This window comes from Chitinophaga filiformis, assembly GCF_900102545.1.
GTDB lineage: Bacteria > Bacteroidota > Bacteroidia > Chitinophagales > Chitinophagaceae > Chitinophaga > Chitinophaga filiformis.
In genome coordinates this window covers 933182-954515 of record NZ_FNBN01000003.1, presented here as the reverse complement: position 1 = coordinate 954515, position 21334 = coordinate 933182, and the positions used below count along the sequence as shown (strand labels likewise).

Genomic DNA, 21334 nt, shown 5'->3' with positions numbered 1-21334 from the left:
AAATTTAATCTTTATCAATGCCTTAGCAAAACAAGACCTTACTCATAATTAAAAACAGTGTAGGAAAACCGCAGGCTGCGGGCGACTGACTTAAATAAATTTGCTTATTTATATTGTACTTATTCTTACTTTAGCAATCGTTTGCATAAACCATAGAAACACGACTCAAAATAGCCTATAACAGGAAAACCGCACCCTTAAAATTGACCGTATATGACTAAATTCTCTTCATTACTGGTAACCAGCACCTTGTGTGTTACCAGCCTCCTTGTGCAGGCGCAGAACAAGCCTTTCCCACAAGCAGTCACCTATCCAAACTGTATCAAACCAAACAACGTTACACAGGCAGCCATGAACGCCAGTGTAGCCGGCTACTATGATTACTGGAAATCAAAGTACCTGAAAAACAATCTTGCATCCCTTCCGGGAGGTTATTATGTAAGAGGTGAGATCAGTGGGGATGCCGAAGGTTTTGTACCATTAGGTACCTCCGAGGGACATGGCTATGGCATGGTGATCACCGCATTGATGGCTGGTTATGATCCCAACGCACACGCTATTTACGACGGATTGTACAAAACTGCCCGGGCCTTCCACAGCAGTATCAACACCAACCTGATGGGATGGGTAGTGGCAGATGCCACCGGCGCCCAGGGGCATTTTGATTCCGCGACAGACGGTGATATTGATATCGCTTATTCGCTGATCCTGGCGCATTATCAGTGGGGTTCCAACGGCACTATCAATTATCTCAATGAAGCAAAGAAGATGATCACCAATGGCTTAAAAGCTGCCAATGTCACTTCTACCAACCGCCTGAACCTGGGCGACTGGGACGCTAAAAGCGCATTGAATACACGTCCTTCCGACTGGATGCTGAGCCATCTGCGTGCATTCTACCAGGAGACAGGCGATGCTACCTGGCTGAACCTCATCAACAACCTGTATGCAGTGTACAATCAGTTCAGCGCTACCTACTCTCCTTCTACTGGTCTTATTTCTGACTTCGTGGTAAAGAATCCTCCGGAGCCAGCACCGAAAAATTTCATTGATGAAGGTCCGCAGACAAACGAATACAACTACAACGCCTGCCGCGTGCCTTTACGCGTTGTAATGGACTATGCCCTGTATGGCAATACCACAGCGCAAAACATTTCCAACAAGATCGCTACCTGGATTATTGGTAAGACCGGTGGTAATCCTGCGAATGTGAAAGATGGTTATCAGCTGAATGGTACTGTTTCAGGTAGTGATCCAGAGGCTGTATTCGTAGCGCCATTTGTAGCAGCAGCGGTGGTGAACAGCAACAACCAGGCTTTCGTTAACAGCGGCTGGAATTTCCTCAAGACGGCTAAATCCGGCTACTACAGTGATACTTACAGTCTCTTATGTCAGCTGTTCATCTCAGGTAACTGGTGGAAACCAGAGGCAGGTACTACTCCACCTCCACCAGCATGCGAACCTGCCAGCGCCAGCAGCGATGACGGTAACGTTCCGGCCAATGTACTGGACAATAACTTTGCTACCCGTTGGTCGGCCAGCGGCGATGGCCAGTACATACAACTCTGTCTTGGCTCAGTTACTAATGTAACCGGGGTTGATATTGCATTCTACAGCGGCAATACGAGAAGTGCCATCTTTGACATCCTGACCAGCACCGACGGCAGCGCGTGGACTTCAGCTGCTACCGGCCTGCGTAGCAGTGGTACTACCACCGCACTGGAAACATTCACATTTACCGCCAGATCTGCCAAATATGTAAGGATCGTAGGACATGGTAATACCGCAAACGCATGGAACAGTATTACTGAAATAAAGGTGAGAACCGGTCAGTCTTCATCGAAAATAGCGGCCCTTGTACCTGAGAAGCCATCCACTACCCAGTTCAGTATCTATCCAACACCATTTTCTACTAATGCCAATGTTGCATTTACATTGAAAGATGCAGGTGTAACTGCGCTGGTGATATCTGATATCAATGGTAAACAGGTAGCTGCTATATTCAGAGAGAATCTTTCTGCAGGTAGTTATAACAAATCATTCTCTGCAAGCCATCTGCCTGCCGGAGTGTATATTGTTAAACTGATCCATAATGGCATTGTAACAACGAAGAAGGTTATCAAAAACTAAGCATTGCTAAACAAAAAGAAGCCGGCTCAGTTAATTGGGCCGGCTTCCTTATGAATTAAATACTTCGTTTAAATACCTGGTACTATTTGGTTTTCTCAGGAAGATCTTTCATCGTCTCATCCAGGAATTCTACTTTTCCTGTATGAATATCATAAACAGCACCTACAATCAGGATCTCTCCTTTTACATATTTTTTATGTAAGATGGGGTCTAAGTCCCTGAGTGCATTTACCTGGTCAATTACATTCTGTCTTACAGCATTATTAACAGGATCTCCGGGCATATTGGCACATTTGGCTACAGCTGGCTTAATGTCATTAATTAACGTAACAATATGGCCAGGTACATCTTCGGGTCTTTCTACAGCCGCAGCCACAGCGCCACATTCTGTATGGCCTAAAACAACTATTAATCTGCTATACAATTTCAACACCGCATACTCCATGCTTCCGTAAGATGCAGCCGATGATACTTGTCCGGCTGTTCTGATAATAAACAAATCTCCCAGACCCTGGTCAAAGATCAATTCATTAGGAACTCTGGAATCGGAGCAGCTGACGATCGTTGCAAAAGGCTTTTGGCCAAACCCTAATTTTTTAATGGTTTGTGCATCCTGCCGTGGACGGATAGATTTGTTTTCAACGAATCTTTTATTACCACCCATCAGTTTCTTAATAGCAAGCCGCGGGTCTTTAAAGGCGGTATCTCTGTCTATCACATAATGGTCGGCTTTCCATTTTACAGAATCAATGGTTGCTTTTTTTGTTGAGGTACTCGTTTGAGCAGTGGCAATACTTTGTACACAAAGTATCACCATCATAGAGGCGATTAAATTTTTCACTGTTCTTTTTTTATGTTAATACGAAATAGACGCTCTCGTGTACAAGTGGGTTAAACTATTCACATTCCAATGCCGCCACCTTATAACAGGCAATCAGCGGCAAATATAATTATTTTGCCAACTTCATTTCCTCTTAAAGAAAATTTAACTTTTAGATGCATGGCATATTACACTAGCTATAAGTGCCTTTTTCTTCAAGGCAGGAATATCTAAATTCAATTTCATAGGTTCTTATTTATATTCAATATAGTTACTATCACTAGTATATTATCTAAAATATCGTAACTTCCTGTACCAAAATTATCACTTATAATCTTAACCCATGGCAACTAAAGAATCCTTCTCCCTGCACGGCGAAAACCTCCTCAAAAAGGTAAAAGAGCTCATTGCAGAAGGTAACGTAAGAAAGATCACTATTACGGATAAATCAGGTAAGGAACTGATGTCTTTCCCCTTAACTATTGGCGTAGTAGGCGTAATATTAGCCCCCATCCTGGCAGCTGTTGGCGCATTAGCTGCGCTGGTCGGAGAATGTACGATTACAGTAGAAAGAGAAGAGGAAACGCCAAAGCAGGAGTGATTACTCACTCTCCAGCATTTTACGGATCATCTGTTGTGCTTTCTTCCGTTCCTGTCTGCGCCTATCAGATTTATCCCACGCTGCGTACCTGTTTCTATCTGATTCGAAGTAAATTTCTCCGTCGGAGATGTAAGATCCTTGTCTTATCATCAAACCATTTTTAGAACAGGTATCATAGCCACAGGAATGTTTGGAATAAATCCCAAAGTTCCTGTGCCCAAATCGCTTTTCTGTAATGGTCTTTTGCTGGTATCTTCTAATATCTTCCCAAATCTTCTTCGTCTCTATCCTGGTCAACTCCTGCCCTAGTGTTAACACGTCTACATACGTTTGCGGGTCTTTTATCTGCAGGAAATCAAATGACTTTTTAAACGTCTGATGGGCATACTCCCTTACTGCGATCTTATCCTCCATCGTCAGTTTCTTATTCTCTGTAATTGACCTGTAAAGTCCCAGAGTATTGAAATCAGTATATTTCTTATGATTATCAATGAAGAAGAGATATTCTTTCAGGGTTAGGGTGTTAAACTGTCTTCCGATTTTCATACCACAAATATATCACAATAAAACATAGAGATTGTGCCAAAAGCAATTTGATGCATCCTCAATCTTTTTTTACCTGATAAGCCAGCTGCCCAACCATTAAGAGCGACAGCGTACTACTAAGCGTAATAAACCACTTTACACCACCTGTCGTATTTAATGCTATAAGAGTAGAGATCTAAATATTGTCGCAATAAGTAATAGCATGAGTAGTTTCACTACCTTGCTGAAACCCCTATGTAGTGTAGTTGTGGCTTATACACTGTTTAACTATTTAGGATAAAGAAGAGTTTTGTTTATTCCAAAAGAAAGTAATTAAATTGGAAGCGATAACCAATTTCTAATCACTGGGAATATTACCCTATCCATGTATTAATCCCTCATTCCCCAATCAACTAAACTAGCACCTTATGTCAAAATCAATGAGCCTCTTATGGGCGGCATTGCTCATTTGCATGACCGCCTGTAAAAAAGAGCAAGCTATTCAGGACAGCAAACTTAGCCCTGTTACTACTGCCCGCAAAGCAGCAAGTCCGCTATTGAAAAGCATTGAGTACGGAACCGACTGGTCGGGAACAGTGCAGATAGCAATTGTTACCAGTTACACCACGGGCACTGACCTTCAATTGGATGTTAAAGTGCCGGATGGCTACGCCTTAATTGGCGGAGGCGCTGTAGCATCCCCATTAGTTTCCACGTCTGCTGCATTTTTAACGGCGGCGTACCCCGATCTGGACTACACCACCTGGCATGCAGCGTCCACAGACCATATGCATACCTTCGTGCATACACTGTATGGATATGCAATCGGGTTGAAAGTAACCGGAATGACAAAACAGGAACTGACCAGCAACATGTGGCTTTTCTCAAACACTTCAAGTGTGGCGTCTCATCCGGCTACATCTGTAACTATTGAGAATGCCTACACTTTAATAGGAGGAGGTGCAAAAGTTGCGTCAGACGCTAACCTCCTGGTGTATTCCTACCCCTATGGCACCTCATGGTTTGCAGCCAGCAAAGATCACGAGGTTTCAGCGCCTGCTAGTATCACAGCCTATGCACTTGGACTAAAAACAGCAGTGCTCGAGCAGAAAAATCTGGAAGTAGTAAGGGATAGTATTGCAACCGTTACCTCAGGCGGTATTAGTTCTGCATCTATATTTGCAGACACGACATGGGTGGCCGGAAGCCCCGGCGCCCTGGCTACGTATAAAGGCGCAGGGCGTATGCTGCAAGGGATAGCTCCTCACCTCCAGGATGCAACAGTTACTTCCAAAGATCTGGATGTTAGTGATAGTGGCACGACTGCTGTCTATGCGTTGAAGATCCGTAAAAAGAAATAGTCAGTCTGGTTTTCAAGCCGAAACGCCGGCTCGATTAAATGACTGGCTGATATCAACAGCTACCCGAATGAAAAAGGGGCTGCTCAATATTTTTGAAACAGCCCCTTCTTTATGAATTAGTTTCCTGCGTGCTCTTGCTTCACCACGTTCCCGGCTCCAGCATATATAAACAACTGCAAGCGCCGCAAATAAAACTGACTGAATAGCATTCCAGAGAGGCGCCGACCGACATCCCATGCTGAAACCGAAGCTCCTTTAGCGTAAAAAAATCAGCGCTTCAGATTTACCCTGCCCCCCGTCTTCGCTGCCTGATAAATCCCATCCATGATCTTCAGATCCTTCACAGCCTCCTCACCATTCACAGGCACTACAGGTTGCTTACCATTCAGGATAATATCCGACATCTCCTCCATCTGCAATGTCTGATGCACCACAACAGGCTGGTTCAGCTCTCCCTTATGCGTACGCCCTTTAATAGGCCCGTATCCGGTAGACGGCTGCATCTCTGCAAAACCTTTCTCTCCGTTTAAGAAGAACTTATCCAGGTTATTCATGCTGTAGGTAGACAGGCAGGAAGCTACGGCGCCGCTGGGGAAGCCCAGCTGGAACTCGATCGTTTCATCTACGCCTGGTTTGAACTTCTCATGATCTGTCTTGGTCTCCTGTGCAGTGACCCATACAGGCTCCTCTCCCACCATATAACGCGCACCGTTTACCGCATAGATACCGATATCCATCAGGGAACCTCCTCCTGCCAGTTGCTTGTTCAGGCGCCATTGTGTAGGATCTCCGATCTTAAATCCGCACAGGCCCTGGAAGAAGAGCACCTTGCCAAACTCTCCTGCATTCCGCATACGGATCACTTCCAGTGTATGCGGCTCAAAGTGCATACGGTAGCCTACCAGCAGTTTCACCTTCGCATTACGACACGCATCCACCATCTCCTGCCCCTCTTTCGCATTCAGGGCCATCGGCTTCTCACAGATCACATGTTTGCCTGCTTTGGCTACCCGTATCACCTGGTCGTGATGCAGCGCATTCGGCGTGATCACATATACCGCATCAATATCCGGGTTGTCTTTGATCTTGTCAAAGTTTTCGTAGTTGTAACAGTTCTTCTCCGGAATATTATATTTCCCCTGCCAGTCTTTGATCTTGGAAGGCGTACCACTGATGACGCCTACCAGCTTAGCTTTCTTACAGGCCTGCATGGCTTCCGCCACCCTGGAACCATAACTTCCCAGGCCCATGATAGCTACCCGTAATACCGGACCATCATAAGGCTTTTCATAGAAATCAGGTTTAGCAGCCATTCCCAGCCGGGGTAAAACAGTCAGTGCCAATGCGGAAACAGTAAAGTTTTGCAAAAAATGTCTTCTGGTATTCTTCATAACAAGGGTTTTATACAACAATTTGAGCGTACTGGTAAGATATTCATAAAAACGGGCTCCTGCAACCCGTCCATGTAAAAGTGGTGCCGCAATTTTCATACCTTACCGCCAGCTAAAAGCGAACACCACTATATCAAAACCGGACACTTTACATCAAAAAGATCCTTTTAAGTAACTCATTACCAATACAATTACAAATTGGCATTCTCTTGGAACCGGCACTATCGTATATTTCGTATTGCCACCGACCTAAATTACATTCAATGTTCCGGTACTACTACAAGATTGCCATACGTAACCTTTGGAGAAATAAAGGCTTTTCAGCCATCACCATCTTTGGATTAGCCATAGGGCTGGCCACCTGCTTATTAATCACGCTATTTGTAACAGATGAGTTGAGGTATGAGTACTTCAATGGCAAGGCCGACCGTATCTATCGTATCAATGCAGACTTCCTGGTGAACGGCAGCACATTTAAAGAAAGGAATACACCCGCCCTGTTCGGACCTATGCTACAGCAGGACTATCCGCAGGTTGAAAAATATGTCCGCTTTCTGCAACAGGAACATATACTCGTGAAAAAGGGAGAAGAAACCCTGCTGGAGAACAATGTCTGCTTCGCTGATTCCACCGTTTTTGACATCTTCAGCCTGCATATGATTGCCGGCAATCCGCTCACTGCCTTGCGCAATCCTTTCTCCATGGTTATTTCGGAAAGCATGGCTAGAAAGTATTTCAAGAGTGTGGATGTTGTTGGTAAAACCTTACACACTGACAATATCAACGAATACACTATTACAGGAGTGATTAAAGATGTACCGCCACAATCCCATCTGCACTTTGATTTCATCAGGGCGATGTCACAGGTGGACATAAGCAGGGAAGCACAATGGATGGCCGATAATTTCGTAACATATGTACAGTTACGTCCCGGTACCACCCAGGCACAACTGGACGGATACCTGCAACAGGCCACTAAAAAATACATGGAGAATGACCTCAGGAAAATGACAGGAAGCGATCTTTCAGACCTGGAGAAAAAAGGAGGCCATTTCAGGTATCTATCCATTCCGCTCAAAAAGATCCACCTCTACTCCGATCTGACCAATGAAGCAGAACCTTCAGGCAATATACAATACGTCTACATTTTCATCATCACCGCTATCATCATACTGCTGATCGCCTGTGTGAACTTTATGAATCTTTCTACTGCCCGCTCCGCCGGAAGGGCCAAAGAAGTAGGACTGCGTAAAGTGATGGGCTCACAAAAAAGCAGCCTGATCATACAGTTCCTGGCTGAATCTGTCCTCACCAGCTGTTGCGCAATGATCATTGCAATAGTTATTACCTCATTACTAATACCTTACCTGAATGAACTATCGGGAAAATCGCTCAGCATCACTTTTGCATCTCTTGCCTGGATACTGCCTTTATTGCTCATTATAGTGGTCATAGTCGGACTATTAGCCGGAAGTTACCCTGCCTTCTTCCTTTCCTCTTTTGAACCGGTAAAGGTGCTGAAAGGCAAACTCTCAACCGGTTTTAAAAGCAGCTGGCTCAGGAACAGCCTGGTCATCTTCCAGTTTGCAGCTGCTATCCTGCTCATTGTAGGCACGCTGGTTATATACAATCAACTGAACTATATCCACAATAAAAAACTGGGATATAACCGGCAACAGGTGCTGGTCATAGAAAATACACAGGCTCTCTGGATACATGCTAAAGGATTCAGAGACGATGTATTAAAGATCCCGGGAGTTACGGCAGGTACCATGACAAATTCATTGCCTACCGACATTAACATGAACACGAATATTTACTCTAAGGATGCCGCGAGAAGTCCCGGACAGGTGGTAGGTATTCCGGAATGGTATGTAGACGTCGACTATATTCCCGCCCTTGGCATGCAGATGGCGAAGGGTAGGAATTTCTCCGCAGATATGCCTACTGATACCTCATCATCGCTTATTATCAATGAAACAGCCGCGCGCCTGCTTGGATTCACAGATATCACTGACAAATATCTTTACCGGGGCGACCAAAAAATGAAGATCATCGGAATAGTGAAAGATTTTAATTCAGGCTCTTTACGCACTAAAACACCACCGGCTGTACTCACATTAGGCAACTTTACCGGCACGATGGCATTCCGCATCAATACAAAGAATATTCAGCAGATCGTCAGCAAGATCGGTGAGCTGTATCATGCACGGCCAGCTATGCAGGGACAGCCTTTCAGATATGCCTTCATGGATGATAACTTTAACAGGTTATACCAGGCAGAAGAACGTACCGGTAAGATCTTTATCTCCTTTGCTGTATTGGCTATCCTGATCGCTTCCCTGGGCGTGTTTGGTCTTATTACCTATGCTGCGGAACAACGTACCAAAGAGATCGGTATCCGCAAGGTATTGGGTGCATCTGTATCGGGTATTGTGGCGCTGCTATCAGCAGATTTCCTGAAGCTGATCGCGCTGGCAGCGGTCATAGCCACACCGCTGGCCTGGCTGCTCATGAACAAGTGGCTGGAGAACTTCGCCTACCGTATTAACATCAACTGGATAGTATTTGCAGTATCGATTATCCTGATGGGCCTCATCACGATGGTGACCATTAGCTTCAAAGCCATTAAAGCGGCTTTGGTCAATCCTGTAAAGAGCTTAAGATCTGAATGATAATAAAAAGAGGAAGACTCAAAAGTAAAATTAGGCGTTGAGAATTGTCTAATGACTATCTGGCGCCATCAGGCATACGAATAAAAACAGGGTGTATCGTACTTCGATACACCCTGTTACTTCCATATACGAGTGCTTAATTCTGTAAAATCCACTGACTGCTCTCAAAGAAAGCCGGCACGTTTGTACATTGTGCCAGTCCGCTCTGATTCTCCAGGTTCAGATAAGTATTCTGCCACTCATTCTTCAAACGGGTATAACCGTTATAGCTTTCCAGTACCCAATAACTGCTGTAAAAAGTATCAGGCACATCTGTACTCTCCACATAGTTGTACAGGTGCTCAATATTCAGGTAATGGCCTGTTGCCACGTTCTTAAACCGGATATGACCATTCACCTGCTCCTGTACCCATCTGTATTGATTACCGCTGTTGTTAGCGTTATATTTTACCTGTCCGTTCTCTTCATACAGGTAAGTATTCAACCACTTGTTTTTGATCAATACGCCGGTTCCTGTTGGCGGATTAACCGGACCACCAATGCTGTTTAACAGATTCTCCGCATTGCTCACCTGCAGATTAGCAAGATAAGTGAACACCTGGTTCAGCTGCTGCTGTACGCTACTGTTACCAGCGTACTGTTTTCTGTAGCCGTATAAACGGGCTACCAGTTCCAGTTCATGCTGTCCGTAGGGAACACCTAATTTCTGCTGCATAATGGTCAGGAAGGAATAACCATATTCATCGGTAGGCTCAATGATAGTCCCCTCTCCATAGTCATTCCAGGTGGCAAACTGAATAATGTTCACGCTGGAGTTGAGCGCTTTATCCAGCATGGTAGAGAAAGTGGAAGTGCCATTAAACGGGATCTCCCAGGTAGGGCCATCGGCGCCACCAGCTGCATAGAAGGATTTGAAACCTGGATAAACCACACCTATCGACAGCGGGAAACTGGCCGCCTGTGTATAGTAGCGGTCTACCACACCCGGATGTTCCTGGTAGATCCATGGAAATTCACCACCGGCATTATTAGCGCCTACTTCATTAGTGAATCCAAACAGCGGAACGATCTTCGGACGTGGATTAATGCCATTCAGGATCGTATTCCACTCTGCAGGCGTGTGAAAAGTGATGGGCCCGAAGTTCAACACTACAGGATCATTAGAAGCATTCCGCAGATAATTCCCCTGGTTGAAGTAGTTGTTCTGCATGTACACAAAATCGCCATTAGCACTGGAAGCCATACCAGGGTCCCAGTTGCGGTCTTCATGTACAATAGAGAATTGTAATCCTACAGCATTGAGTTTACTGATCAATGCATTGGAATTGCTCAGGTTATCGGGATAGTCATACCGCTGCCTGGTGCCTGGCCAGTCAATGAATACGCCATCTGCACCAGCATACTTCATCAGCAGCAACTGGTACTCAATGATATCCGGGTCACCGGAAGCATAAGGTCCTGTTTTAGGATAAAAATAGGCAGCAATCTGTCTTTTACCGTTGACGATGATGTCCGGGTTCTGGGTATTCATTTTCCAGTGATACCCCCATGCGCCCCTGGATGCCGGTGTTTCGAACCAGGGCATCCAATGGATAAAGATCTTTTTGCCGGTGGATTTGCTAACCACTACCGCAGCTTTGGTATGCAGGTCAGCAGACAGGTGTTCCTGTGGTTCCAGCGATGATTTGTTACACGCGAACAGGAACAGGGCACAACAGGCCCAAAATAGAGTTCTCATTTTGAGGGAGATTTGATGAATAAATAATGGTTCTTTTGAGAATGGCGATATGGCTTTTCCGCGTCGAAAATAATCACCGCAAGCTAACCCGCATAATAGTATGATGAGAATATAGAAGAAAAAGGAGGCTTTAAAGCTATAAACAACATGATAATCAGCCCACTCACACCGGGCCGCTATCTAAAAAAATATAGACGTTTCAGCTATAAAAACGAGAGAGAACTACCTGTTGGGATATGCGTTGTTTTGATTTCGGGGAATTTTTGCTGTAACCATTTCGCCATAAATTCAGAGCCCGGCTCCTCGCTCACAATATGGCCAAGTACAACCAACGATAACTGTTTACCAGCCGCCCGGGCATCCCTCACATATTCAGCGGTCTCCCACTCTGCCACCTCACCACATACCAACACATCCGGTTGCGTACTACTAATACGCTGAATCTGGTTCCTACCACCGGAAGCACCAGGCAATAACAATACTTTCTTACACTGTTGTTCCGGATCACCAACATACCGCACCGCTTCAATATTCAGTTTCTTTTTCAAATCTTCAATCAGCGCCTTCAATGTCACAGCAGCCGGCAAATTGTAGATCACATGACTACTATCCTCAAACTGCTGCCACCCCAGCTGATCTACCAGGCCTTTACGTACACCATCAGGCCTTACACTATGTATGTAATCATGGTTACGCCACACAACAATATTATGCTTCTTCAGCAAATCAGCTTTATAACGGTATACATCATCCTTTTCGAGCCATGTCGTTTCATCCGTATGATTATAGAACGTAGGCTCATGTGCAATAATAAAATTCGCATTCAGCGCAATCGCCTTTCTGATCACCTCCACCGTAGCAAACATCGTAGTTACAATACCCGTCACCACAACATCCCTGTTCCCCGATTTCAAGGTATCAATAGTACTGGAAAAAGGAGCACCTGGCGCCTCTTTGATGAACAGGTCCATAATCTGTCCCACAGTAATCCCTCCCTGCGCAGCCCTTGGCTTAGGCGCTGTCAGAGGCGCAAATCCTGCAGCAAAACCAGCTAAAGGAGATGCAAGCACCACAGCAGATCCCGCAGCTGCCGCTACCTGTGCAATGAATTTCCTTCTGTTGATAGAAATGGAAGTAGGAGTAGATGCTGAAGCGGAGGTAGACCCCGAAGCGAAGGTAGAAGCCGAAGTGGAAGCTGAAGCTAAAGTCGAAGTAAACGTAGACGTATTATTCTCACGTGGCATAATAACCGATTAACTGATTGACTAATGACTGATTACCTGATTACCTAATAAATATAGTGCTTTTCAGCAGAATAGTGCTTTTCAGCAGAATCCGTCACAAACAACCATTATCTACACTTATACCAAAAGCACATCAACGCCCGAATAAATCAGACTTACAAACAACTATAGGAACAGCGGAAGTAGCACCGGTTTCAGATGGGAATGGCGGGCCTTCGGCTCTCCGGATACGACCGATGCTGCCCAATCCATATTCAAAAATCCTATACGATTGACAACGCCCGATAGCATTCCGCTACTTAGCATAAAAAAAGGGTGCATTCAAAAGAACACACCCTTTTTTAACTAATAAAAAGAATCAATATCGAAGTGAAAGCACACGCAGTGCAATATCACGCCCCGTCTGCGCCCCTACCTGGCTATCAAACTGATAATGAATCCCACCATAAACCCTCGAAACCGACGCCTCATCTACCATCTGCTGAAACCCATTAAAAGTCCGCGGCGCAAAACCTTCCGCCACTTTCTGATTATCAGTAAACGCAAACCCGCTCCCAAAATAATCCGCCAATATACTACCAGCAGCGCCCGTAAACGTCGCATGCCCGGATGTATACGAAGGAAAAGGAGGCGTACCGATCAACGAAGTCCAACCCGCCGCTATATACGTTTGTATATAGGTGATTGGCCGCAGCAGATTGTACTTGTACTTATACTTCCAGCACACAATAGCCGCATCATTCTCACCAATCCCCACCTGTGCAAATAGCTTCGCAGCCTCAGTAAGACTAAGCCCGTTATCAACAACCAACTGAGAAGTGATCGCAAGCATGTGGCCCGGCGGCGTGAAAGTACCACCGCCATCAGCCCAATAACGTGCAATAGTATTCTCTTCAGGCGTCAGCGTATTTACCTTGTTATAAACGAAATAAGCAGCCTTATAGAACGCAGAAGCCGTATCTGTCGAGAAAGCAGGATGTGCGATACCAGCAGTCTCCGGTTGGCGTGGCCTCACCATTAACCTGTTATTGCCCCAGTAAGGCAGCATAGCACGCTGAAAGGCAGGCGGCGTAGGTACCCAGAAAGCAGGACCCACCGGCGGTACATAATCGGTAGGGAAGTTATTCAGATAGCCGTCTTTACCACCATCGGTAGTAGACCAGGTGTAAATAGCAGCAGCTACCTGTTTACCAAAATTAACAGAGCGGTTGATCTCATCAGCACCACAGCTACCAGATACCGTAGCTTTGTTGGTACTGTCAAGCGTCGCGATCAGCGCGAGGTTAGCAGCGCTGGCATTGGGATACAGACTTTTGATGATGTCTGCCATTGCACTGTTGGCAACGAGCTCCCAGTTATATCTTTTTCCCCATTCAGGGCGGGGTACATTGCTCAGTCCATCGAGCTGACCGCTAAGGGAATGACCGTATCTGTCACTCCATATCACGGCTTCATGCAGCGCAACACCGGTGTAGGCAAGCGCTCTGGCAGCCACCGGCGGACTGAATCCCGGTGTCTCCCTGATTAATTTAAATTCAAGCTGATACCATGAAACTGGTATAGCAGCAGCTGCATTCGTTTGGGGTGTTAATTCGGCAGCAGCAATTGTGGGTTTTTGGGGTGCCTGGTCTTCCTTGCTACACGCGGCTATAACAAGGATCATAAAGAGATAGATGCACCACGAACGTACTGAGTAAATGGTCATAATATTGAGTTTAAGAGGAAGTAATATAAACATGACCGGTAGCAATACCCCCGCAGTCATCTACATGAAAAGTTGCCAAAATCACCGCTATCGGGTATAGGCTTTACAGGAAAAAGCATTATCTTCGGGGCCATTGTTTATTACCTCAAGCCCCCATGAATGTTAAAGAATCTCAATAAAACCCATAACTCCCAATTACTTAACCAAATCACCCTTCCAAGCACTTATGGAACTTAAACTCATCAGGATCAACAGCCAGGGTCCTTTAGTAATAAGCTGGCAATTCTTTTTAATCGGTCAGCATTTGTACGACGGCGTCGCTGATGGCATTTTCTCAAGAGAAGTACAGGATGCAACGATCGCATTCCAACGTAAAAATAACCTCCAGCCTGACGGTGTTGTAGGTAACAAAACATATGGTGTTGCCATGCAATTCGGATTTGACGGTACCATTGATGACCGGACTGACAAATCAGGAGCCGACTACCCCAAGCCACCTTCATTTCAGCCATTGGTATCCAATGAAGAAAGGGCCAGAGTGTTTGGTAAGTTTTCATATGTATCCCAGCCCATTGCAGGCAATCCGGAAAACATCAGGGTTACCGACAATTGGGTAAGCCAGAATATTGTAACAGCTACGATCCCACAGCTCGTGCACATCAAAGGATCAGACAGGGTACAGTTCCATAAAAAAGCAGCTGACCAGCTTGTGAAACTGTGGGCTGACTGGGAACATACCGGCTTGTTACCATTGGTATTAACCTGGGGCGGTTCTTATGTTCCAAGGTTCATCAGAGGTAGTCGCACTACATTAAGTAATCATTCTTTTGGTTCAGCATTCGACATCAATGTAGCATGGAATCCACTTGGCGCAATACCTGCATTGGTAGGTCAGAAAGGATCTGTGAGAGAGCTTGTGCAGATAGCTAATCTGAATGGTTTTTACTGGGGAGGACATTTCTCCCGTAAAGATGGAATGCACTTTGAAGTAGCACAGATAAAATAGATGAAACATGCCGGGCTGTTTCCTGCGAATGGTCCGGCATTCATATCATTTATAGCGCATTTTTTCTATCACTTATAGACAATTTCTATTATAGAGATTTTCGATTTATCCGACCCATAGATTGTAGTTACTTTTATGTCAAACGTAAACAGATGGCATCAGAGGTAATACAGTCAAAATACAACCGCAGACAGGAAATCGTTAACGGAGTAATTCACGGCGCAGGCATACTGTTTGGTATCAGCGCACTGCCTATGCTGACAGGTATCGCAGCAACACATAATAATACAGCAGGTATTGTAGGTGCAGCTATCTACAGTTTCTGCTTCCTGCTGTTGTTTACCTGCTCTACAATATATCACATCTCACTCGAACCAGCTATCAGGCGCTTATTTCTCATTCTTGATCATATCAGCATCTATTTCCTGATAGCGGGAACATATACACCATTCCTGCTGGTGTATATGAACAATGCATTTGGTATCACATTGCTGTCTGTACTATGGGGACTGACAATAGTGGGCATCTTTTTCAAGACATGGTTCACGGGAAAATATGAGATTATATCTACCATCATTTATCTACTGATGGGCTGGATACTGGTAGTAGGTGGACGCAGGTTCTTTACCGAATTACCTTTATCTGTACTGATACTGCTTTGTATTGGTGGCGCCTTATATACCTTCGGTGTGTATTTCTATATCAGGGACAGGCGCACCTTTGCACATGCGGTATGGCATTCCTGTGTACTCGCAGCCGCTATCTGTCACTTTGTGGCCATCCTGTTATCGATGTAGCTCATCCGTTGCCTGGTGCAGAGATATTTTGTCCGCAAATGAGGGTTAGTATTTCCGTAAATGAGGTGGTAGTTTACTGTCCTGATACGAAATTAGATACCAGTAAAATTAATGCCTCAACACTTCCCCCCAGTATGCGAACTTATAATCACTAAGCACTATGCAGATGGAATACAACAGGATCGCTGACATCAAGCGTTTACAATTTATCATTGACAGTTTAAAGAAACACCTCCCTACCGGCGCCGTTGTACTTGACGTGGGTTGTGGTAATGGTATTATTGCCCGTCATCTTGGTAGCGAAGGATTCAATGTATATGGCATTGATATCAGCGCGAAAACAATCGAAAAAGCAAGGGCACTCACTAACATGCCAAACGTCAGCTTTGATGTGATCAGTGCGGAAGAACTCGTGGCTGATGGCAGGAAGTATCATGCTATCATTTGCAGCGAAGTACTGGAGCATCTTAATCAACCGGAGAAGCTGCTGAATGTATTGTATCAGTCACTCGCCGACGATGGCGTATTGATCGTTACCGTACCTAACGGTATGGGGCCCAGGGAAGTGCTGATCACAAAGCCTGTTATTGCCCTGCAAAAGAAAGACAACTGGGTATGGCGCACTATACTGAAAATAAAATTCATGCTTGGCTATAAAGGCACTACTGTTCAATCAGATGCAGATGATCTGACGCATGTTCAGTTCTTCAGCAAACATTCTCTTGAAAGATTAGCCAACAAAACACGGTTTAAGATCATCCGTTTCGGAAAAACGAACTTTATTGACGATGTTTTTCCATTTTCTTTCTTCACTAAAAAGATTAAAATTCTGCAGAAGTGGGATGGCGCCATTGCGGAAGTCCTTCCTTATCAACTGACTGGAAGTTTTGTGACTGTATGGGAAAAGAACCCATAAAAAAAACATACTATTTTATTGCTGAAAAACCCCCGATTTATACCCTGATCAGGCTGTATTCTCATGGTATTTACGTAGCTTTGTATTACCTATACCCGTAATATAATCTATGAAAACCTTCAGTGTACTATTCAACATACTGAAAACCACGACCGTATCCTTATTGATCATGCTTCCTTTCACAGCCAGGTCACAAACGATACCTATCTATCTTGAAAATCCATCATTTGAAGGACAGCCAACAATGAATGGAATTCCGGCCCCATGGTATCAGCGATCTGTCAATCTGATTGCATATACGTTACCACTTGGCAGTACGAACGAGATAGCCCCGTCAGATGGAAAAACATATGCCGCATTACTCGCTGCTTCTGAAAACAATACATCTGCAGGACATGCCGTATGGACATCTATCGGACAGAAACTATCAATGCCGATCGAAGCAGGCAGGGCATACCTGATCTCCTTTGATATGGCGCTGATGCCGGAAGAAGACCACAGTGATAATACAGCTGCAACATCTACTGCATTAGCTATCCTCGGAAGTACTTCGGAAGCGGATATAGGAGAAAGGATCTGGTACTCGGATATCTATTACGAAAGAAAATGGAACCGTTTCACCGCTGTGTTAAAACCCAAAAAGAACTACACCCACCTTCGTTTTGAGCCCTACGTTACAGACTATGACGACACTTGTTATGTGGTCACATTCCTCGACAATATTTCGATGATCGAAGAAACGCTCAACTTTGACGTAAGTGCAGAAAATACATGTTATGGTGAGAACAATGGTAAGGTAGCAGTTACTATGCACAGCCTCGATAAAGACACCTACAGCTTCCGCTGGGAACCGGGCGGTTATACCACACCTGAAGTAGCGCATCTGCCGGCAGGTAAATACACTGTCACCGTAACAAGCAACAATAAAGGCAACTCACGATCGGAAAGCATACAGGTAAAACAGTGGGATATAAAGATCGATCCGACAGTAACAGGCATCAGTTGTTTTGGTGAATCAGATGCAAGCATCTATGTAAACGCAAGTGGCAGTTTAAGTCCCTATAAATATGCGCTGGTAGACCAACTCCCTGACCAGGATACACCCGGCTTCTATGACCTTGCAGCGAATTATTATACGCTGAAGGTAACAGATAGTATGGGCTGTTACAAAATGCAGGGGATCAGTATTATCAGTCCGCAGCTTTTACAGATGAAGAATGTCCTGGCCAGACCAGTATCCTGCAGCAGCGTAAAAGACGGTCAGCTCACATTCACACCTGCCGGAGGTACGGCACCTTATTTCTACAGACTTTCAGATACGCTCCAGATGGAAAACAGGTTCCGTCACCTGGATGCCGGTAACTATCATTATACTGTCGTGGACGCTCATAACTGTTCACTGGAAGGAGATGCAACGATAGAAAAAGAGTGGAGGGATTGTGCCATATATCTGCCTACAGCATTCAGCCCTAACGGAGACGGCAAAAACGACGTTTTTAAGGCGAGGCTACAGGATGATATCACTGAGTACAGATTGTCTGTTTACGGCCGCTGGGGACAGCTTATTTTCGAAACTACAGACCCTGAGACAGGATGGGATGGAAAGCAAAAAGGACTGGACCTGCCTCCGGGCACTTATATATGGGTGGCCATCTATACTGACAGTAAAAAACAACCTATGCGCCAGCAGGGCACTATTACCATGTTCAGATAAAATAGACCGGTTGTGCACCGGATTGCAGTGAAATAGCGTAACTTGATAAGAGTTAATCTCTTAGCAATGGAACTGGTTGTATTCGTAGCACTTCATTTCGAGCTAAATGCCCGGTCTGCCGGGGAAACAGCATCGGGTAGTCCCCCTTTACAGGTATTGCTTGACCTCATCAAATCACAGCAAGGTACGGGGGTACAGCCCTTACAGATCCATGCAGGGAGCTCATCTCCCCCGCAGTTGCCACCGGTAACCGTCAGCTCGAATATGACACGTTACCTCGATCACCTGTCGGGCACCATGCAGGAAAACGGCACAAACGGTTATGAGCTGGGGAATATTACGGTGGAACTGCTGACAGAATACCAGGAAAAACAGGCGCTCCAGGTACATACAGAAACCGCCCTGTCAACGACCATGATGCTCATACGCAATGAGGTCATGCTCAACCCCAACATTCACGAACACAGCCTGCGGGTACTTGCCAAAAAACACTTTATTAACGAAAAAACGCTGAGCAGGGCATTTACAAAAACATTCGGGGTAAAGATCAGTGATTTTATACTGGAACAGGTGATGCAGCGGGCCAGATACCTGCTGGAAAATACCCAAAGGACTGTAGCAGATATCGCAGAAGAATTAGGATATAGTAACGATTATAATTTCTCCCGTACGTTTAAGAACATGTACGGTATTTACCCCACAGAACTCCGGAAAAAGATTACAGCCCCCAAAAGGCCTACATACTGAACTCCTCGTAGAAAGCCTGCTTAGTAGCGGGATTATACCACAGGAACTGCCAGAATTCATCTTCCTCTCCTGCTCTGTAGGGGATCAGCTGATCAATTGTTTCCTGTTTCCACCAGTTAAATTTTCCGGGAAAGGAAATAGCACGCATATTGTCCTCTGTTGACAATTGCAGCCCGTTCTTTTCAATGATCTTATCGATCGTTGACTGATCACAACTAAAAGACATCAGCACAGAATAATCAATGGCCATGAAGTCTCCGTAGGTATAGAGATCTTTCACGTCACTTGTCAGCTCAATCTGCAGATGTTCCTTAAAACGGTTTTGATTATCTTTTGTATCGGCAGTGTCAGCATTATACGTGGGAAACACTCTTTCTGTCTGATCTGTTACTACTTCTTTAGATCTACCGATTACCTTATGGCCTTTACCTTTGATCTTTCCGCAGGAAAGAACGGTCATTGAGAATGACAAAAAGAATAACGTCAACAATAACCTTCCTGAATGCTGTTTCATATGACAATTTGAAAGGGATACACAAATATCGTTGCAGCTGCTGCAACCCGCCTGCTTCATTCGTTGGCACAAGCATCATCATCATAGGCATCTCTCAAGCGACAAAATCCCCCGCTCTAACAACCCAAATATACATATGAAAATTTAGAATATCATTAATAAGTCCCTCCTTTAGCAAGATTTAACCTGGTTCTGACTGTTTTGATTCAGTACTTAATACTCAGGTATTAAAATCTGGTATTATATTTGTCTTTCCTTTACCATAAAGTATTTATTTCATGTTCGTAAGACCGATACTCATACTGTCGCTGCTATTTTCCTTTTTCATTTGCTGTTCCATCAGTGCATGTAGAACTTACCGCGTTGTTCCACCACCGCCTCACGGAAATCCTCATGGATTACCACCCGGACAGGCTAAAAAATTAACAGGCTCCAAATCGGCCAGGCCTTATGCGCCGGGTCAACAAAAGAAAAGATACTGATCGGCTATTTCTTCCTGGTAATCATATCATAGACAAGTCCTGCAGCAAGCGCATATACCGCATGGTGTAGTATATCAATGCCGATCGTTTTGGGATCTTCTTCCTGGATCGGAGGAGCTACCTTGAGGCTGGGCAACATAACGAGTGCAGCTCCCCATACAGCTGCAAAATGCGCAAGATCGGCGGTCCATCCTTTCAGGCCGGTGAGGGAAAGCATGCCTCGTGCTATTCCCCATGTGGTACCGTAAGCCCAATGTATTTCCTGTGATACTTTTGGCTTTTTCTCTTCGCTGACAGCAGTCACATCCAGCACTTTTGATACCACCTCCACTGGGGCATTACTGGGCTTGCGACCCGTGATCTTCATTTCAATCATCTGTGAAACAGTGATAGCGGCCGTTCCTGCTACTCCGGCCAGCAGCCCTGCGCCTATGGCAGTGCCTAAGTCAGCCATAGCTGAAGTCTTTTTACGTGAACAGATTTTCATGTGATATTTTTTTAGTCCTTTTGTAAGGGACGAAAAAACATGCCATCTGCTCACACATGCGTCTGCCTTAAGGTTACGACTCCTGATATAATCCGAATATATTGCCTGCAGGGTCACTGAACTTTGCTGTTTTTTCTCTGGCCTGATCATCCATATCTTCCACGATCTTTCCGCCGTTTTCAGTGATCAGTTTCAGGGTAGCACGCATATCAAACACCATCAGGTAAACAGTAAGGCTTTTGTCGTTGTGTGGTTCACGTCCGGTTACAAAAGTACCGCTCACTTCTTCAACAACATCATCAAAAGCATTTGAACCGTCTCCGCGTGTTCTGATCTTCCAGCCAAATATTTTCTCATAGAAAGCGGCTGACGTTTTCACATCTTTCGCAGGAATTTCGAGATAGCATATCTTGCCATTTCCGTAAGTGGGATGTTCCATATTTCCTATGTTTTTGTTTTTGTAATAGTTGCAGACGGGGTA

General features: G+C 45.0%; 18 protein-coding genes. 9 read left to right on the top strand and 9 right to left on the bottom strand.

What is annotated here, in order from left to right; translation table 11 throughout:
• Positions 1-213: 213 nt before the first annotated feature.
• The gene (locus BLR32_RS16075) at positions 214-2130 is read left to right on the top strand and encodes a glycosyl hydrolase family 8 (RefSeq protein ID WP_089833521.1); all 1917 of its coding nucleotides are present in this window, start codon (positions 214-216) and stop codon (positions 2128-2130) included.
• Positions 2131-2212: 82 nt separating this feature from the next.
• On the opposite strand, the gene BLR32_RS16070 is transcribed toward BLR32_RS16075, so the two are convergent.
• Positions 2213-2971 (bottom strand): carbonic anhydrase, encoded by a 759-nt coding sequence (locus BLR32_RS16070; protein ID WP_218124201.1) that lies wholly within the window; start codon positions 2969-2971, stop codon positions 2213-2215.
• Positions 2972-3293: 322 nt separating this feature from the next.
• Here BLR32_RS16070 and BLR32_RS16065 point away from each other — a divergent pair, with 322 nt between their 5' ends.
• On the top strand, positions 3294-3551 hold the full coding sequence (locus BLR32_RS16065) for a DUF4342 domain-containing protein (RefSeq protein ID WP_089833519.1): 258 nt from the start codon (positions 3294-3296) through the stop codon (positions 3549-3551).
• On the opposite strand, the gene BLR32_RS16060 is transcribed toward BLR32_RS16065, so the two are convergent.
• Positions 3552-4097, bottom strand: a complete 546-nt coding sequence (locus tag BLR32_RS16060; protein WP_089833517.1) for a hypothetical protein — start codon at positions 4095-4097, stop codon at positions 3552-3554.
• 407 nt (positions 4098-4504) lie between these two features.
• Between BLR32_RS16060 and BLR32_RS16055 the strand changes: the two genes are divergently transcribed.
• Positions 4505-5437 (top strand): hypothetical protein, encoded by a 933-nt coding sequence (locus tag BLR32_RS16055; RefSeq protein ID WP_143011488.1) that lies wholly within the window; start codon positions 4505-4507, stop codon positions 5435-5437.
• Positions 5438-5706: 269 nt separating this feature from the next.
• Here BLR32_RS16055 and BLR32_RS16050 read toward each other — a convergent pair whose 3' ends face one another.
• Entirely contained in the window at positions 5707-6828 is a 1122-nt protein-coding gene (locus BLR32_RS16050) for a Gfo/Idh/MocA family protein (RefSeq protein WP_089834182.1), read from the bottom strand.
• A 263-nt stretch (positions 6829-7091) separates the two neighbouring features.
• Here BLR32_RS16050 and BLR32_RS16045 point away from each other — a divergent pair, with 263 nt between their 5' ends.
• Positions 7092-9503, top strand: coding sequence for an ABC transporter permease (locus tag BLR32_RS16045; protein WP_089833513.1), 2412 nt, complete (start codon positions 7092-7094; stop codon positions 9501-9503).
• Between the two features lie 136 nt (positions 9504-9639).
• Here the strand turns inward: BLR32_RS16045 and BLR32_RS16040 are convergent, their stop codons facing one another.
• The 3 genes from BLR32_RS16040 to BLR32_RS16030 form a co-directional block, all read right to left on the bottom strand.
• A complete protein-coding gene (locus BLR32_RS16040) occupies positions 9640-11241 on the bottom strand; it encodes a glycoside hydrolase family 99 protein (protein WP_089833511.1) in 1602 nt (533 codons plus the stop codon).
• 203 nt (positions 11242-11444) lie between these two features.
• Positions 11445-12485, bottom strand: coding sequence for a Nif3-like dinuclear metal center hexameric protein (locus tag BLR32_RS16035; protein WP_089833509.1), 1041 nt, complete (start codon positions 12483-12485; stop codon positions 11445-11447).
• Between the two features lie 358 nt (positions 12486-12843).
• Positions 12844-14190: a vanadium-dependent haloperoxidase gene (locus BLR32_RS16030; RefSeq protein WP_089833507.1), complete on the bottom strand. Its 1347-nt coding sequence runs from the start codon at positions 14188-14190 to the stop codon at positions 12844-12846.
• Positions 14191-14416: 226 nt separating this feature from the next.
• Between BLR32_RS16030 and BLR32_RS16025 the strand changes: the two genes are divergently transcribed.
• From BLR32_RS16025 to BLR32_RS16005, 5 genes are all read left to right on the top strand, one after another.
• Positions 14417-15196 carry a M15 family metallopeptidase gene (locus BLR32_RS16025; RefSeq protein ID WP_089833505.1) on the top strand — a complete coding sequence of 260 codons (780 nt, stop codon included), beginning with the start codon at positions 14417-14419 and terminating at the stop codon, positions 15194-15196.
• Between the two features lie 152 nt (positions 15197-15348).
• Complete coding sequence (gene trhA, locus BLR32_RS16020) at positions 15349-15993, top strand: PAQR family membrane homeostasis protein TrhA (protein ID WP_089833503.1); 645 nt, start codon at positions 15349-15351, stop codon at positions 15991-15993.
• Positions 15994-16153: 160 nt separating this feature from the next.
• A complete protein-coding gene (locus BLR32_RS16015) occupies positions 16154-16909 on the top strand; it encodes a class I SAM-dependent methyltransferase (protein WP_089833501.1) in 756 nt (251 codons plus the stop codon).
• 109 nt (positions 16910-17018) lie between these two features.
• On the top strand, positions 17019-18623 hold the full coding sequence (locus BLR32_RS16010) for a T9SS type B sorting domain-containing protein (protein ID WP_089833499.1): 1605 nt from the start codon (positions 17019-17021) through the stop codon (positions 18621-18623).
• A gap of 66 nt (positions 18624-18689) precedes the next feature.
• A complete protein-coding gene (locus BLR32_RS16005; protein ID WP_089833497.1) occupies positions 18690-19370 on the top strand; it encodes a helix-turn-helix domain-containing protein in 681 nt (226 codons plus the stop codon).
• On the opposite strand, the gene BLR32_RS16000 is transcribed toward BLR32_RS16005, so the two are convergent.
• The 3 genes from BLR32_RS16000 to BLR32_RS15985 all read right to left on the bottom strand — a co-directional run bounded on the left by BLR32_RS16000 (position 19360) and on the right by BLR32_RS15985 (position 21292).
• Positions 19360-19884: a hypothetical protein gene (locus tag BLR32_RS16000; RefSeq protein ID WP_143011487.1), complete on the bottom strand. Its 525-nt coding sequence runs from the start codon at positions 19882-19884 to the stop codon at positions 19360-19362. The two genes, BLR32_RS16005 and BLR32_RS16000, sit on opposite strands and share 11 nt — an antisense overlap.
• A gap of 486 nt (positions 19885-20370) precedes the next feature.
• Positions 20371-20853 (bottom strand): hypothetical protein, encoded by a 483-nt coding sequence (locus BLR32_RS15990; protein ID WP_089833491.1) that lies wholly within the window; start codon positions 20851-20853, stop codon positions 20371-20373.
• A gap of 73 nt (positions 20854-20926) precedes the next feature.
• A complete protein-coding gene (locus BLR32_RS15985) occupies positions 20927-21292 on the bottom strand; it encodes a VOC family protein (protein ID WP_089833489.1) in 366 nt (121 codons plus the stop codon).
• Between the last annotated feature and the right edge of the window lie 42 nt (positions 21293-21334).

Bases quoted from the DNA above. Each gene is read 5' to 3' on its own strand.
- BLR32_RS16010 (WP_089833499.1), top strand. From the start codon at position 17,019: ATGAAAACCTTCAGTGTACTATTCAACATACTGAAAACCACGACCGTA.
- BLR32_RS15990 (WP_089833491.1), bottom strand. From the start codon at position 20,853: ATGAAAATCTGTTCACGTAAAAAGACTTCAGCTATGGCTGACTTAGGC.
- BLR32_RS16035 (WP_089833509.1), bottom strand. From the start codon at position 12,485: ATGCCACGTGAGAATAATACGTCTACGTTTACTTCGACTTTAGCTTCA.
- BLR32_RS16065 (WP_089833519.1), top strand. From the start codon at position 3,294: ATGGCAACTAAAGAATCCTTCTCCCTGCACGGCGAAAACCTCCTCAAA.
- BLR32_RS16055 (WP_143011488.1), top strand. From the start codon at position 4,505: ATGTCAAAATCAATGAGCCTCTTATGGGCGGCATTGCTCATTTGCATG.
- BLR32_RS15985 (WP_089833489.1), bottom strand. From the start codon at position 21,292: ATGGAACATCCCACTTACGGAAATGGCAAGATATGCTATCTCGAAATT.
- BLR32_RS16075 (WP_089833521.1), top strand. From the start codon at position 214: ATGACTAAATTCTCTTCATTACTGGTAACCAGCACCTTGTGTGTTACC.
- BLR32_RS16000 (WP_143011487.1), bottom strand. From the start codon at position 19,884: ATGAAACAGCATTCAGGAAGGTTATTGTTGACGTTATTCTTTTTGTCA.
- BLR32_RS16040 (WP_089833511.1), bottom strand. From the start codon at position 11,241: ATGAGAACTCTATTTTGGGCCTGTTGTGCCCTGTTCCTGTTCGCGTGT.
- BLR32_RS16015 (WP_089833501.1), top strand. From the start codon at position 16,154: ATGCAGATGGAATACAACAGGATCGCTGACATCAAGCGTTTACAATTT.
- BLR32_RS16045 (WP_089833513.1), top strand. From the start codon at position 7,092: ATGTTCCGGTACTACTACAAGATTGCCATACGTAACCTTTGGAGAAAT.
- trhA (WP_089833503.1), top strand. From the start codon at position 15,349: ATGGCATCAGAGGTAATACAGTCAAAATACAACCGCAGACAGGAAATC.
- BLR32_RS16005 (WP_089833497.1), top strand. From the start codon at position 18,690: ATGGAACTGGTTGTATTCGTAGCACTTCATTTCGAGCTAAATGCCCGG.
- BLR32_RS16060 (WP_089833517.1), bottom strand. From the start codon at position 4,097: ATGAAAATCGGAAGACAGTTTAACACCCTAACCCTGAAAGAATATCTC.
- BLR32_RS16025 (WP_089833505.1), top strand. From the start codon at position 14,417: ATGGAACTTAAACTCATCAGGATCAACAGCCAGGGTCCTTTAGTAATA.
- BLR32_RS16050 (WP_089834182.1), bottom strand. From the start codon at position 6,828: ATGAAGAATACCAGAAGACATTTTTTGCAAAACTTTACTGTTTCCGCA.
- BLR32_RS16030 (WP_089833507.1), bottom strand. From the start codon at position 14,190: ATGACCATTTACTCAGTACGTTCGTGGTGCATCTATCTCTTTATGATC.